Below are 14,228 nucleotides of genomic sequence, written 5' to 3'. Positions count from 1 at the left end.
TAACGAAGGTGAGGCATTCGCCTCGCCTTCGTTTGTGTGATAAAGTATTGAAAATGGAAGGAAGAAAATATCATGGAAAATGCTGAAATCCGAACTCTTTTAGATGAAATGAATCAGTCAATTACAAGCTTTAGGGGGTCTCTTTGACTTAGATCAGCTAGAAGAAGACATTGCAGAAGCAGAAAACAGAATGGCCGAGCCGGGTTTTTGGGATGATTCAGTGACGGCTCAACAATTGATCAATGAAACCAATTCGTATAAAGAAAAATATCAGCAATTCCATCAGTTTGCGGATGAATTGGAAGAATTAGAAATCATGAGTGAGATGCAGCAAGAAGAATATGACGCTGAAACTCAAATAGAACTGGAAGAACGCTTGTTAGCACTGAAAGAAAAGTTAAGCATTTATGAGCTATCGTTATTGTTAAACGAGCCTTATGACAAAAATAATGTTATCATGGAACTGCATCCTGGAGCTGGCGGAACAGAGTCACAAGATTGGGGCAGCATGTTGCTTCGAATGTACACTCGCTGGGCTGAAAGTCATGGATTTCAAGTTGAAACATTGGATTACCAATCTGGAGACGAAGCAGGCATTAAAAGTGTTACGCTCTTAATTAAAGGATACAATGCTTATGGCTATTTAAAGTCTGAAAAAGGAGTTCATCGTTTAGTCCGAATCTCACCGTTTGATTCAGCTAAACGTCGTCATACTTCTTTTTGTTCCGTTGATATCATGCCTGAATTAGATGAGAATGTTGAGATCGATATCAATACCGATGATTTAAAAGTAGATACGTATCGTGCTAGCGGAGCTGGTGGACAACATATCAATAAAACTGAATCAGCAGTCCGAATCACTCATATCCCAACAGGAACAGTAGTTGCAAGCCAAGCGCAACGTTCGCAACTAAAAAACCGTGAACAAGCAATGGGGATGTTGAAAGCAAAACTTTATCAATTAGAAATGGATAAAAAAGCACAAGAAGCAGCTTCACTACGTGGTGAACAACTGGAAATCGGCTGGGGTTCACAAATTCGTTCTTATGTTTTCCATCCGTACTCAATGGTTAAAGATCATCGGACGAATTACGAAACGGGAAATGTGCAGGCGGTAATGGATGGAGAGTTGGATGGTTTTATCGATGCATACTTAAAGCAGAAATTAAATTGATCAATTCACAGAAATGAAACAAAATTGTAAACTGTTGAAAGAGCCTTGAAACAAAGTCATGTTATAATGATTGATAGTCTAGAAAACAGAGATGGAGAGAATACGCCATGATTGAAATGAAAGATGTAATGAAGAAATATTCGAATGGTACAACGGCTATCCGAAATATTTCAGTAGAAATAAAACAAGGTGAATTCGTTTATGTTGTTGGCCCTTCTGGTGCCGGAAAATCAACGTTCATCAAACTAATGTACCGTGAAGAAAAAGCAACAAAAGGACGTTTGAAGGTTGCCAGTCATGATTTGATGAAAATAAAAAATTCGGAAGTCCCTTACCTTAGAAGAGAAATTGGTATCGTCTTTCAAGATTACAAATTATTGACGAAAAAAACCGTCTATGAAAACGTTGCGTATGCTATGCAGGTTGTTGGACGTAAGCCAAGAGATATCAAGAAACGAGTGATGGAAGTTCTTGATTTAGTTGGTTTAAAACATAAAGTCAGAGTCTTTCCAAGTGAATTATCTGGTGGGGAACAACAACGTGTTTCAATTGCTCGTGCAATTGTAAATACACCGAAAGTTCTAATTGCCGATGAACCAACAGGAAACCTTGATCCAGAAAACTCATGGGAAATCATGAAATTGTTGGACCGGATCAATGCTCAAGGAACAACTGTTGTAATGGCAACACATAACAGTACGATTGTAAACACGATCCGTCATCGCGTAATCGCCATTGAAAATGGCCGAATTATTCGAGACCAAGCGGAAGGAGACTATGGCTACGATGATTAGAACGTTCTTTTCTCACGTCCTAGAAAGTATCAAAAGTTTAAAACGTAATGGGTGGATGACGATTGCTTCTGCCAGTGCCGTTACGATTACTTTAGTCCTTGTTGGGATTTTTATGGCAGTAATTTTCAATGCTACAAAATTAGCAAAAGATATCGAAGAAAACGTAACTGTTTCTGTATTCGTTGATATTGGTACAACACCAGACGAAATGCAAAAACTAGAAAAAGAATTGAATAAGATCGATAATGTTGAGACTATTTCTTATTCAAACAAAGATAAACAATTGGAGAAAATCCAAAAACAAATGGGTGAAGCGTGGAACCTCTTTGAAGGCGACAGCAATCCATTGTATGACGTTTATTATGTAAGTGCAAAAGAACCTTCAGATACAAAGAAAATCTCAGAAAAAGCGGCAAAACTACCGAATGTCTTTAAAGCGGATTACGGCGGCGTTTCTTCAGATAAGATTTTTAGTATTGCAGGAAAAGTTAGAACTTGGGGATTAGGTGCTGCAATTTTATTATTATTTGTAGCAGTATTCTTAATTTCTAATACGATTCGTATCACGATTCTCTCACGCCAAAGAGAAATTCAAATCATGCGTTTAGTTGGTGCTAAAAACGGCTATATTCGTTGGCCTTTCTTTATTGAAGGAGCTTGGATTGGCTTGATTGGAGCGATTATTCCAATCTTAGTCTTAACATTTGGGTATCAACAGTTCTATACCTTGTTTAACCCGCAATTGTTGAGTTCAAATTACTCATTACTAAAACCTGAGTCATTTGTTTGGCAAATAGATATTTTGATGATCGTGATTGGAATGACAATTGGGTCTTTAGGGTCAATCATTTCAATGCGTCGTTTCTTAAAAATTTAAAACTCGAAAGCAGACAATTTTGTCTGCTTTTTCTTTACTTATTTTCTTAAGTTGGTTATGCTTTACTAGGGATATATGTAAAAGTGATTGGGGTGGATACATGAAATTTTTATATGATAATTTATTTGTTATTATTTTTATTGCGAACATGCTATTATCGTTAGTCATTGTTTTTAGGGAAAGGAAACAAACAGCACAAACCTGGTCATGGTTGCTTGTACTAATGTTTATTCCAGTCTTAGGCTTTATCCTTTATATTTTCTTAGGACGTGGAATTTCAAAAGATAAGATTTTTGATATGAAGATGCAAGCGAAAATTGGGATGAATGCTGAAATAGAATCGGAGAAACAAGCGTTATTAAGAGGCTTATTTCCACATCCACCAACAGGAGAAGTTGACTCAAAGCAATTGATTTATATGCTGACTTTATTTGAAAGTTCCTTATACACAACCAATAATGAGGTTCGTTTATATACAGATGGAAGAGAAAAATTTGATGGACTGATCGAAGATATCCGTCAAGCAACGGATCATGTGCATATGGAATACTACATTTACCGTGGTGATACACTAGGCAAAGAGATTAGACAGGAATTAATTGATGCAGTAAAACGAGGCGTAAAAGTCCGATTGCTTTTAGATGCTTGGGGTTCAACACAAGTCAATATGAAATTTTTTGAAGAACTAAAAAAGCTTGGCGGAGAAATTGCCTTTTTCTTTCCATTGTTTGTGCCGTATCTAAATCCTAGAATCAACTATCGCAATCATCGGAAAATCGTCGTAATTGATGGTAAAATCGGCTATACTGGCGGATTTAATGTCGGAAATGAGTATTTAGGTGAGGTTGAAAAATTTGGTTATTGGCGAGACAATCATTTACGGATTCATGGAGAAGCTGTTTACAGTTTACAAAATCGTTTTTTGATGGATTGGAATTCACAACATAGACAAGAGTTAAGCTATGATGATGCCTATTTTCCACCAATTTATTCTGATGGAAAAAAAGCAGTTCAAGTGGTAACTAGCGGACCCGATTCAGAACATGAGCAGATCAAAATGACTTACCTTAAGATGATTTCAATCGCTAAAAAGGAAATTCTGATTCAAACGCCCTATTATATACCAGATGCATCGATCCATGAAGCATTAAAATTAGCCCTGTTATCTGGTGTTAAAGTCCGTATACAAATACCAAACAAACCAGATCATATGTTAGTTTATTGGGCAACCTATTCATTTTCAGCTGAATTACTAGAATATGGAGCAATTATTGAAACCTATGAGCAAGGATTTATTCACGCTAAAACGATGATTATTGATGGTGGGATTGTGTCAGTTGGCTCAGCTAATATTGATGTTCGTTCATTCCGCTTAGATTTTGAAGTGAATACGATTATTTATGATCAAGAATTTTCAAAAGAAGTTAGGGACGCTTTCTGGGAAGATTCTAAAGTATCGAAGCTCTTAACAGAAGAAATATACCGTAATCGTGGCTTAATTATTAAACTAAAAGAAGGACTGGCTCGTCTAATTTCACCATTATTATGATGCGTTTGGAAAGCGGCTGAGACAGAAACGATTAAATGGATTTAAGGTGTGAGACAAAAGTGATTTTTACTTTTATCCACATCTTTTTTTGTTTTTCAGAATAAGTATTTATGTTATTTTATTCTAAAAAAATGCTGAGTTCAACAACTTATAATTTTCAACTGAAACAGTTAATGTTAAAATGAATTGATTGAATTGAGTTTGGAGGATTAACAGATAAATGAAAAAGAAAATGCTATTATTTTTTAGTCTAATTGGAATATTAACATTGTCAGGTTGTACGAAGTGGATTGATCGAGGTGAATCGATCACAGCAGTTGGCTCGTCAGCCTTACAACCTTTAGTTGAAACAGCTGCAGAAGAATTTCAAAATCAAAACCCAGGACGATTTGTAAACGTCCAAGGTGGCGGTAGCGGTACGGGGTTAAGTCAGGTTCAATCTGGAGCCGTGGATATTGGAAATTCAGATTTATTTGCAGAAGAGAAAAAAGGAATTGACGCTGCTAAACTGACTGATCACAAAGTAGCCGTGGTTGGAATTACACCGATTGTTAACAAAAATATTGGAGTATCGGATATTTCATTAGAAAATCTTAGAAAAATCTTTTTAGGTGAAATCAACAACTGGAAAGAAGTTGGCGGGAAAGATATTCCTATTGTTATGCTGAACCGGGCTGCGGGTAGTGGTACTCGTGCAACGTTTGAAAGATGGGTCTTGGACGGAAAAACTGCGATCCAAGCTCAAGAACAAGATTCTAGTGGGATGGTTCGCTCGATTGTTGCAGATACACCGGGAGCAATCAGCTATACAGCTTTTTCTTATGTGAACGATGAAGTCAACACTTTAAGTATTGATGGTGTAAAACCAACGGATGAGAATGTAATCACTAATAAGTGGACGATTTGGTCTTATGAACATATGTATACATTAGGTAGACCAAAACAATTAACAGAAGAGTTTCTCGCGTTTATGTTATCAGATGATGTACAAGAAAAAATCATTGGACAATTAGGCTATATTCCAGTTTCAAAAATGAAAGTAGAGCGTGATTGGCAAGGAAATCTTATCAACTAATCACCTTTACACAAAATTTACAAACTTAACATAAGATTTACATGTTATTAAACGCAAATTTATGTAGGAAAGTTACACTGGATTTATTGTGATAGGAGTTGCATTCATGGGAACTTATCTAGCTTCACGAGCTAGCTTCTCGAAAAAAAGATAAAAAATGAGTGAGGTAAAGAACACCTCAATCATTTTTTCCTATTTTTCTGTCGAAGCTGAACGAGCTCGTTATGCATTTATGGTTATCTAGCTTCACGAGCTAACTCCTCGGGAAAAAGATAAAAATAGATTGTGGCAAAAAGCGCCACATTCGATTTTTCCTATTTTCCAGTGGGAGTTGAACGAGCTCGTTACGCTTTTAAAATAAGGAGGAATTTTCTTGGAAGATGTGCAGAAAACATTGTTAACGAAATCAAAGCGCGCAAAAATGGAACAGCGGGGGAAATTTATTAGTTTTCTGTGTATTGCTTTGATTGTTTTAGTTGTTCTATCGATCTTTTATTTTGTCGCAAGTAAGGGTTTAGCGACTTTTTTTACAAATAAAATTAAAGTTTCTGACTTTTTATTCGGTACAAATTGGAATCCAAGTGAAACTGGAACTGACGGTAAGCCTATGGTAGGTGCGTTACCGATGATTGCAGGTTCTTTTATTGTGACGTTTATGTCTGCAATTATTGCAACACCATTTGCAATTGGTGCTGCAGTGTTTATGACAGAAATTTCTCCTAAGAAAGGCTCAAGAATTTTACAACCAGTTATTGAGTTATTAGTTGGAATTCCATCTGTTGTTTATGGTTTTATTGGTTTGTCTGTGATCGTCCCTTTTATTCGCTCGATTTTCGGTGGTACAGGGTTTGGGATTTTAGCTGGGACGTTTGTCTTGTTTGTAATGATTTTACCAACGGTAACTACAATGACAGTCGATGCCTTAAAATCAGTACCTCGTCATTATCGTGAAGCCTCTTTAGCTTTGGGGGCAACACGTTGGCAAACAATCTATAAAGTCGTTTTACGAGCAGCGGTACCAGGAATTTTAACTGCTGTCGTTTTTGGGATGGCACGTGCTTTCGGTGAAGCGTTGGCGATTCAAATGGTTATCGGTAATGCAGCAATCATGCCATCAAGTTTAACAACACCAGCATCTACTTTAACCAGTATTTTGACAATGGGGATTGGGAATACGATTATGGGAACAGTAGAAAACAATGTACTGTGGTCATTGGCTTTGATCCTGTTGTTAATGTCATTATTCTTTAATATTATTATTCGAATTATTGGTAGGAAAGGGGCCTTGAAATAATGAATGCAAAAAAAGCAGATAAATTTGCAACTGGCGTCTTGTATGCTGTTTCAGGAATTATTGTTTTGATTCTAGCAGCGTTACTAATGTACATTTTAATTCGTGGTATTCCTCATATTTCTTGGGACTTTTTAACGAAACCTTCTAAAGCATATCAAGCAGGTGGTGGAATCGGAATTCAATTATTCAACTCCTTATACTTGTTACTGATCACAATGCTGATCAGCTTTCCAATTTCGTTAGGTGCGGGTATCTATTTATCTGAATATGCAAAGAAAAATTGGGTAACAGACGTGATTCGGACATCAATCGAAATTTTAAGTTCGCTTCCTTCTGTTGTAGTTGGTTTGTTTGGCTTCTTGATTTTTGTAGTTCAAATGGGCTATGGTTTTTCTATTATTTCTGGTGCATTAGCTCTAACCTTTTTCAACTTACCATTATTAACTAGGAATGTGGAAGAATCATTAAAAGCAGTCCACTATACACAACGTGAAGCGGGATTATCGTTAGGGTTATCTCGCTGGGAAACGGTTATGAAAGTAGTCGTTCCAGAAGCGTTACCAGGGATTTTAACAGGAGTGATCTTAAGCTCAGGAAGAATTTTTGGTGAGGCGGCAGCGTTGATCTATACTGCAGGGCAAAGTGCACCAGCACTTGATTTTAGCAATTGGAATCCTTTAAGTGTATCAAGTCCAATCAGTATTTTCCGTCAAGCAGAAACATTAGCCGTTCATATTTGGAAAATCAACACAGAAGGCACAATGCCTGATGGCGCAGCTGTTTCTGCAGGTGCTTCGGCTGTTCTGATTTTAGTCGTTTTACTATTTAATTTCGGCGCACGTTTTATCGGAAACAGATTATATAAAAGAATGACATCAGCCTAATGTTAGGGGAATCAGAATGAAAGAATATAATTTAAATGACACCAATATTATTAAATTGCCAGAACCAATTGCTTTGCATACCGATGATCTACATGTGTGGTATGGTGATAACGAAGCGATCAAAGGGGTCGACTTAGAGTTTGAAAAAAATAAAATCACCGCGTTGATCGGACCATCTGGCTGTGGTAAATCGACTTATCTACGTTCGTTAAATCGAATGAATGATGGTATCGCTAATACTCGGGTAACGGGAAATATCATGTATAAAGGTGTGAATGTCAACACGAAAGAGGTTGATGTGTATGAAATGCGGAAACGGATCGGTATGGTATTTCAACGTCCCAATCCATTTAGCAAATCAATTTATGAAAACATTACCTTTGCATTAAAACAACATGGTGAAAAAAATAAGAAAAAACTAGATGAGATTGTCGAAACTAGTTTAAAACAAGCTGCACTTTGGGAGCAGGTCAAAGATAACTTAGATAAAAGTGCGTTAGCTTTGTCAGGTGGTCAACAACAACGTCTGTGTATTGCCAGAGCAATTGCGATGAAACCTGATATTTTACTTTTAGATGAACCTGCTAGTGCACTAGATCCGATTTCAACCGGTAAAGTAGAAGAAACATTAGTGAATTTGAAAGATGATTACACGATCATCATAGTGACGCATAATATGCAACAAGCTGCCCGTATCAGTGACTATACTGCCTTTTTCTATTTAGGCAAAGTTATTGAGTACGATGAAACTAGAAAAATCTTTACACGACCAAAAATTCAAGCAACAGAAGACTACGTTTCTGGACATTTTGGTTAGGAGGAGCATGATGACAAAAGAGATTATTTCATCAAAAGATCTGCATTTATATTATGGTAAAAAAGAAGCCTTGAAAGGGATCGACTTGAGCATCAATCAAGGGGAGATTACTGCTATGATTGGACCGTCCGGTTGTGGTAAATCGACCTATCTACGTTCATTGAATCGTATGAATGATTTGATTCCAGGCGTGACGATCACCGGTAGCGTTGTGTATAAAGGCAAAGATATCTATGGTCCTAAAACAGATATCGTAGATTTACGGAAAGAAATCGGCATGGTTTTTCAACAACCTAATCCCTTTCCTTTTTCAATTTATGAAAATGTCATCTACGGTTTACGTTTAAAAGGAGAAAAGGATAAACAAGTTTTAGATGAAGCCGTAGAAAATAGCTTAAAGGCAGCCTCAGTTTGGGATGATGTGAAAGATAAACTGCATAAAAGTGCATTATCTTTATCAGGTGGTCAACAACAACGCGTCTGTATCGCTCGTGTTTTAGCAGTTGATCCTGAGATCATTTTATTAGATGAGCCGACTAGTGCTTTGGATCCTGTTTCAAGTGGTAAAATCGAGAATATGCTTTTAACGCTAAAAGAAAAATATACGATGATCATGGTGACGCATAATATGTCACAAGCTTCGAGAATTTCTGATAAAACGGCTTTCTTTTTACAAGGAGAATTGATAGAATTTAATGATACAAAGAAAATATTCTTAAACCCTAAAGAAAAACAAACAGAAGACTATATTTCTGGAAAATTTGGTTAAAAAAAAGGAGGAACACACATGTTGCGCAGTCAATTTGAAGAAGAACTATTAAATCTTCATAATCAATTTTATGAGATGGGGATGATGGTAAGTAATGTCGTTCATAAATCTGTTCGAGCTTACATTAACCACGATAAAAAAATTGCCAATGAAGTCATCGATTATGATGTAGAAATCAATGATATGGAAGTAAAATTAGAAAAGAAAAGCTTTGAAATGATTGCTTTACAACAACCTGTCACAACGGATCTAAGAATGATCATCACCGTTATGAAAGCTAGTTCCGACTTAGAGAGAATGGCAGATCACGCTGTATCGATCGCTAAATCAACGATTCGATTAAAGGGAGAAACGAGAATTCCTGAAATCGAGAAAGAAATTTCAGATATGTCTGATTACGTGAAGAAAATGGTTGATAACGTATTGATTGCTTATGTCAAAACGGACCAAAAAGATGCACGAATGATCGCTAAAATGGATGCCCGCGTAAATGAATATTTTGATAGTATCTATAGCCATTCGATTAAAGCGATGCAAGCAAATCCAGAAACTGTAATCAGTGGAACGGATTACCTCCATGTTGCTACGTATCTAGAACGTATCGGTGATTATGTGACGAATATTTGTGAATGGATCGTTTACTTGGCAACGGGTAAAATTACTGAGTTAAATAGCAATCATGATGAATAAAGTAATAAAAGAGGTTGGGACAGGAGTGTTTAACCCCGAGAGATAAAAAGGAATTCACGAAAATTGCTCTTCAAATTTTTGTGAATTTCAGCTTATTTCCGAAGGGGTTGCTTCTGCTCCCACCGTTTATTCGCATTTAGGGTGTGAAACAAAAGTGCTTTTTACTTTTGTCCCACACCCTTTTTATTTTCATCTCACAAAGGATTTATTAATGTAAAAAATATTTTTGAACATAATTTCATTAATTTGTTTACATTTGTTCTGACCTCGTGTATTATACAATTATATTGGAAAGCGCTAACCATTATAACTAAAATTTGGGGGTGAGTTAATTTGGAAGAAACAAATGTAGTTGTTGGTAAAATGAACCGACCTTAGCTGAGCAAAGGAAGCAATGGTTCAAGGAATTTATGAAATCGTTTTCGATCTTTGTGGTGATTTACATCACGATGTATATGATTCGTAATAACTTTAAAGTAGCACTGCCATTATTAAAAAGTCAATTAGGTCTTATAACGACCGATCTAGGTTATATTGGTTTTGTCTTTTCGATTGTCTATGGGTTTGGTAAATTTATTGTTGGTTATATTGTAGATGGCAAAAATACGAAGAACATTTTGTCTATTTTGTTATTATTATCTTCGATCACTGTTTTATGTATGGGGATCCTTTTTACCATGAATAATGTTCCGATGGGATGGATCGTTGTTTTATGGTCATTGAATGGCTTGTTCCAATGTGTAGGTGGGCCAAGTTGTGCTTCAGTAATCACACAATGGACAACAAGAAGTCATCGCGGTCGCTACATTGGGTTATGGAATGCCTCACATAATATTGGCGGAGGTTTTGCTGGGATTTTTGCAGTTTGGTGTGCAACAACATTCTTTAAAGGACAAGTTGCCGGAATGTTCATTATTCCAGCGATCGTAGCAGCTGTGGTGGCAATCGGCACATTTTTCATCGGTAAAAATAGACCAGAAGATCTGGGCTGGAATTCAAGTGAGGAAATCTTTGGTGAACCGGTTGAAAAAGCAAATGTAGATGCAGAAAATTTAACAAAATGGGAGATTTTCAAAAAGTATCTTTTAACCAATCCGTATATTTGGGTTTTATGTGTGGCCAATGTGTTTGTTTATATCGTCCGAATCGGGATCGATAACTGGGCACCATTATATGTAACCGAACATTTGAACTTCTCATAATAAGCTACGGCACAAACGATTTTCTATTTTGAAATGGGTGCCTTGATTGGATGTTTAGCTTGGGGATACATTTCAGATTTATTAAAAGGTCGTCCAGCTTTAGTTGCTACTGTCAGTACAATTTTATTACCGATCGGAATTATTGGGTATCAATTAGGAACAACAGAATTTGTGATCAATGCTTCATTATTTATGTTGGGGATGATGGTCTTTGGTCCTCAGTTATTGATCAATTTATCGATGTTAGGCTTTGTGCCTAAAAAAGCAACGGTTGTTTCAGGTGGACTATTGGGCGCCTTTGCGTATCTCTTTGGTGATTCAATGGCTAAAATTCTTTTAGCTAAAATTTCTGATCCTTCTAAAGATGGTGTGAATTTCTTTGGACATGTTTTACATGGTTGGAATGATACATTTATCATCTTTTATATTTCAATAGTGATCATCGCCATTCTATTAGGGATCGTAGCATTGGCAGAAGAACGAAGAAGAAAACAAGTAAAGGCATAAAGGTGGAATAGACAAATGAATATACAAATTACAAATTTTAGAAATCTAGGTGGCATCAAGAACAAAGCAGGTAAAGTCGTCAAAGTGAATAAATTACTACGCTCAGGTCATTTATTCAATTTAGATCAAGCGACGCAAACAGCTTTAGTTGATCAGTTCAATCTAACAAGAATCATTGATTTTAGACGTGGGTTTGAAATCAGTGAATCACCAGATACGCCAATTGAAGATGTGGAATATGTCAATTTGGACCTACTTGGAAAAATGAATGCTAAAAATTCTAGCTTAGCTGACTTTGCCAAGTTAAAGTTAATTGAAGCTGTTGATAAACATATGTTAGGTGTTTACGAAGACTTAATTTTGAACTCAGGTGCTCAAGAAGGGTTTACAGAATTCATGGAGTATATTTTAGCAAATAAAGCAGGATCAACGATTTTCCACTGTTTTGCTGGTAAAGATCGGACAGGCTATGCTTCAGCCTTGTTACTTTTATTATTAGATGTTGAAAAAGAAGAAATCTATAAAGATTTTTTGATTACAAATACAGAAAGAAAACAAGCGAACGATGAGTTGATTCAACAGTTTAGAGAACAAGGATTTGGTGAGGAACAACTAGAATCATTAGCTACGGCACTTTATGTTAAAGAAGACTATTTAAATCATGCCTTCAATTTGATCGAGAAAAATCTTGGGACAGCAGAAAAATATGCTGCTGAATGTTTGAACTTTGATCAGGAAAAATTAATGGAACTAAGAAGTATCTATCTAGCTGACTAAAAAGAGTGATTTGTCTTCCTTGTTTGTTCTTGCTATAATGGGCTTAAATAATTAGGAACGGACAATGAGTATGGATAAAGAAAAACAACAGCTTAGTATCGAAGTCGCAAGACTCTATTATCAATCTTCACTTAGTCAGCAAGAAATAGCTGAAAAACTAAATGTTTCACGTCCAACGATTTCGCGACTTTTAAATTATGCAAAAGAAAAAGGGTATGTTCAAATCACAATTTTCGATCCTTTTTCCGATTTATTTGAAATTGAAAAGAAGCTAAAAGAAAAATATGGTTTAGCAGAAGTTCATGTCGCTTTTTCACCAGATCCAAACTACAATTCTATTTCAGAATATCTAACTTCATATGCTGCTGAATATCTTGAAGATACCATTAAAAGTGGCGATATCGTTGGCGTCAGTTGGGGCACAACGATGCATAAGACTGTTACAAAGATGGATCGTCTGGATGTTAAAGGGGTCGAGGTCGTCCAGCTAAAAGGCGGTATTGCGTATTTTGATGTTAATAATTATGCATTTGAGACAATCACGCTACTAGCTGAACTTCTAAATACAAAAGCCCGGACTTTTCCTTTACCGGTTATTTTAGATAGTAAAGAAGCCAAAGATTTGGTCGTAGTCGATCGCCATATCAGTAAAGTCATCGAGTTGGGGAGACAGGCAAACATTGCAGTATTTACTGTTGGGACCGTACAAAGCGAATCATTGCATTTCCGGTTAGGTTATTTTACCGAACAGGAAGAAAAATCTCTCAAAGCCAACGCAGTCGGCGATATCTGTTCTAGATTCTTCAATGAAGAGGGACAAATCAGTGATGCAGAGATCAATAGTCGCACAATTGGTATCGAACTTGAAGAACTGAAGACTAAAGAAAAATCAATCTTGATTGCTGGTGGAGATCGTAAAATCAAAGCGATTCATGGTGCACTAACGGGTGGCTATGCGAATGTTTTACTGATCGATAAATTTACAGCAATGAAGTTGTTAAAGCACTAAACTTATATTTGGTAAGCGGAGTAGGCAATAGTGGCTACTCTTTTATAAATACTTATTATGAACGGAATTTCATGTTATTAGAACGGAATTTCGAAAAGGGAGAGTACAATGAACGTAAACAAAATGATCGACCACACATTACTAAAACCAGAAGCAAATGAGGAAGCATTATTAATGTTGATCGAGGAAGCGAAAAAATATGAATTTGCTTCAGTTTGTGTAAATCCATACTGGGTTGCTTTAGCAAGTAAAGAGCTAGCAGGTACTTCAGTTGAGATTTGCACAGTGATTGGATTTCCTTTAGGTGCAAACACAACGGCAGTCAAAGCCTTTGAAGCAGAAGATGCTATTAAAAATGGTGCAACAGAAGTTGATATGGTCATTAATGTCGGTGCCTTGAAATCAGGCGATGAAGAGACTGTGTTAAAAGACATCGAAGCAGTTGTTGCAGTAGCGAAAGGAAAAGCATTAGTTAAAGTAATTCTTGAAAACTGTTTGCTAACTGATCGAGAAATTGCAGTAGCCTCAAAATTATCTGTCCAAGCAGGAGCCGATTTCGTTAAAACGTCCACTGGTTTTTCAACTGGAGGAGCTACGATCAAAGATGTTGCATTAATGCGCAAAACGGTTGGCCCTACTATTGGTGTTAAAGCCTCAGCTGGTGTTCGTACAGCAGAAGATGCTAAAGCAATGATTCATGCTGGTGCATCAAGAGTTGGTGCAAGTTCAAGTGTTGCAATTGTTGATGCAGCAATTAACGATACAACAGGCGGCTATTAAATTTTAAACAATTGAGATCGTGGGGTACAG

At 36.5% G+C, this 14,228-nt stretch carries 15 protein-coding genes; all 15 read left to right on the top strand.

Translation table 11 applies throughout. The annotated features are described in order from the left end of the window. Nucleotides 1-72: 72 nt before the first annotated feature. The 15 genes from prfB (at nt 73) to deoC (ending at nt 14,198) form a co-directional block, all read left to right on the top strand. Nucleotides 73-1,174 (top strand): peptide chain release factor 2 gene (gene prfB / locus A5819_RS00785; protein ID WP_217808599.1). Its coding sequence is split into 2 segments (ribosomal slippage): nt 73-144 and nt 146-1,174, totalling 1,101 coding nucleotides; the frame shifts between segments, so codons are not numbered across the junction. Nucleotides 1,175-1,281: 107 nt separating this feature from the next. Further along, nucleotides 1,282-1,968: a cell division ATP-binding protein FtsE gene (gene ftsE, locus A5819_RS00780; RefSeq protein ID WP_010764430.1), complete on the top strand. Its 687-nt coding sequence runs from the start codon at nt 1,282-1,284 to the stop codon at nt 1,966-1,968. Further along, nucleotides 1,961-2,845: a permease-like cell division protein FtsX gene (gene ftsX, locus A5819_RS00775; RefSeq protein ID WP_086281074.1), complete on the top strand. Its 885-nt coding sequence runs from the start codon at nt 1,961-1,963 to the stop codon at nt 2,843-2,845. Before ftsE ends, ftsX begins: the two co-directional genes overlap by 8 nt. Nucleotides 2,846-2,945: 100 nt before the next feature. After that, on the top strand, nt 2,946-4,394 hold the full coding sequence (cls, locus tag A5819_RS00770) for a cardiolipin synthase (protein WP_086281077.1): 1,449 nt from the start codon (nt 2,946-2,948) through the stop codon (nt 4,392-4,394). A 220-nt stretch (nt 4,395-4,614) separates the two neighbouring features. Beyond that, nucleotides 4,615-5,469 (top strand): phosphate ABC transporter substrate-binding protein PstS, encoded by an 855-nt coding sequence (locus A5819_RS00765; protein WP_086281080.1) that lies wholly within the window; start codon nt 4,615-4,617, stop codon nt 5,467-5,469. Nucleotides 5,470-5,842: 373 nt separating this feature from the next. Further along, nucleotides 5,843-6,763, top strand: coding sequence for a phosphate ABC transporter permease subunit PstC (gene pstC / locus A5819_RS00760; RefSeq protein WP_086281085.1), 921 nt, complete (start codon nt 5,843-5,845; stop codon nt 6,761-6,763). Then, nucleotides 6,763-7,647 (top strand): phosphate ABC transporter permease PstA, encoded by an 885-nt coding sequence (gene pstA / locus A5819_RS00755; RefSeq protein WP_086281088.1) that lies wholly within the window; start codon nt 6,763-6,765, stop codon nt 7,645-7,647. The genes pstC and pstA overlap by 1 nt, the downstream gene beginning before the upstream one ends. Nucleotides 7,648-7,663: 16 nt before the next feature. Then, on the top strand, nt 7,664-8,464 hold the full coding sequence (gene pstB / locus A5819_RS00750) for a phosphate ABC transporter ATP-binding protein PstB (protein ID WP_086281092.1): 801 nt from the start codon (nt 7,664-7,666) through the stop codon (nt 8,462-8,464). 10 nt (nt 8,465-8,474) lie between these two features. Further along, a complete protein-coding gene (gene pstB / locus A5819_RS00745) occupies nt 8,475-9,233 on the top strand; it encodes a phosphate ABC transporter ATP-binding protein PstB (RefSeq protein WP_069655593.1) in 759 nt (252 codons plus the stop codon). An 18-nt stretch (nt 9,234-9,251) separates the two neighbouring features. Then, the gene (gene phoU / locus A5819_RS00740; RefSeq protein WP_086281095.1) at nt 9,252-9,923 is read left to right on the top strand and encodes a phosphate signaling complex protein PhoU; all 672 of its coding nucleotides are present in this window, start codon (nt 9,252-9,254) and stop codon (nt 9,921-9,923) included. 410 nt (nt 9,924-10,333) lie between these two features. Continuing rightward, the gene (locus A5819_RS19590; protein WP_254907178.1) at nt 10,334-11,125 is read left to right on the top strand and encodes an MFS transporter; all 792 of its coding nucleotides are present in this window, start codon (nt 10,334-10,336) and stop codon (nt 11,123-11,125) included. A 42-nt stretch (nt 11,126-11,167) separates the two neighbouring features. Continuing rightward, complete coding sequence (locus A5819_RS19585) at nt 11,168-11,632, top strand: hypothetical protein (RefSeq protein ID WP_254907177.1); 465 nt, start codon at nt 11,168-11,170, stop codon at nt 11,630-11,632. A 15-nt stretch (nt 11,633-11,647) separates the two neighbouring features. Further along, the gene (locus A5819_RS00730; protein ID WP_086281098.1) at nt 11,648-12,409 is read left to right on the top strand and encodes a tyrosine-protein phosphatase; all 762 of its coding nucleotides are present in this window, start codon (nt 11,648-11,650) and stop codon (nt 12,407-12,409) included. A 70-nt stretch (nt 12,410-12,479) separates the two neighbouring features. Continuing rightward, nucleotides 12,480-13,418, top strand: a complete 939-nt coding sequence (locus A5819_RS00725; RefSeq protein WP_086281430.1) for a sugar-binding transcriptional regulator — start codon at nt 12,480-12,482, stop codon at nt 13,416-13,418. Between the two features lie 108 nt (nt 13,419-13,526). After that, entirely contained in the window at nt 13,527-14,198 is a 672-nt protein-coding gene (gene deoC, locus A5819_RS00720) for a deoxyribose-phosphate aldolase (RefSeq protein ID WP_086281100.1), read from the top strand. Nucleotides 14,199-14,228 lie beyond the last annotated feature (30 nt).

The sequence above is a fragment of the Enterococcus sp. 7E2_DIV0204 genome, from assembly GCF_002140855.1.
GTDB classification, from domain to species: domain Bacteria; phylum Bacillota; class Bacilli; order Lactobacillales; family Enterococcaceae; genus Enterococcus_L; species Enterococcus_L lemimoniae.
Note: the sequence above shows the minus strand (reverse complement) of the source record. Positions and strands in the feature narration are given on the sequence as shown.

Coding starts and splice junctions, on each gene's coding strand:
- ftsE (WP_010764430.1), top strand. CDS start 1,282: ATGATTGAAATGAAAGATGTAATGAAGAAATATTCGAATGGTACAACG.
- ftsX (WP_086281074.1), top strand. CDS start 1,961: ATGATTAGAACGTTCTTTTCTCACGTCCTAGAAAGTATCAAAAGTTTA.
- cls (WP_086281077.1), top strand. CDS start 2,946: ATGAAATTTTTATATGATAATTTATTTGTTATTATTTTTATTGCGAAC.
- A5819_RS00765 (WP_086281080.1), top strand. CDS start 4,615: ATGAAAAAGAAAATGCTATTATTTTTTAGTCTAATTGGAATATTAACA.
- pstA (WP_086281088.1), top strand. CDS start 6,763: ATGAATGCAAAAAAAGCAGATAAATTTGCAACTGGCGTCTTGTATGCT.
- pstB (WP_086281092.1), top strand. CDS start 7,664: ATGAAAGAATATAATTTAAATGACACCAATATTATTAAATTGCCAGAA.
- pstB (WP_069655593.1), top strand. CDS start 8,475: ATGACAAAAGAGATTATTTCATCAAAAGATCTGCATTTATATTATGGT.
- phoU (WP_086281095.1), top strand. CDS start 9,252: ATGTTGCGCAGTCAATTTGAAGAAGAACTATTAAATCTTCATAATCAA.
- A5819_RS19590 (WP_254907178.1), top strand. CDS start 10,334: ATGAAATCGTTTTCGATCTTTGTGGTGATTTACATCACGATGTATATG.
- A5819_RS00730 (WP_086281098.1), top strand. CDS start 11,648: ATGAATATACAAATTACAAATTTTAGAAATCTAGGTGGCATCAAGAAC.
- A5819_RS00725 (WP_086281430.1), top strand. CDS start 12,480: ATGGATAAAGAAAAACAACAGCTTAGTATCGAAGTCGCAAGACTCTAT.
- deoC (WP_086281100.1), top strand. CDS start 13,527: ATGAACGTAAACAAAATGATCGACCACACATTACTAAAACCAGAAGCA.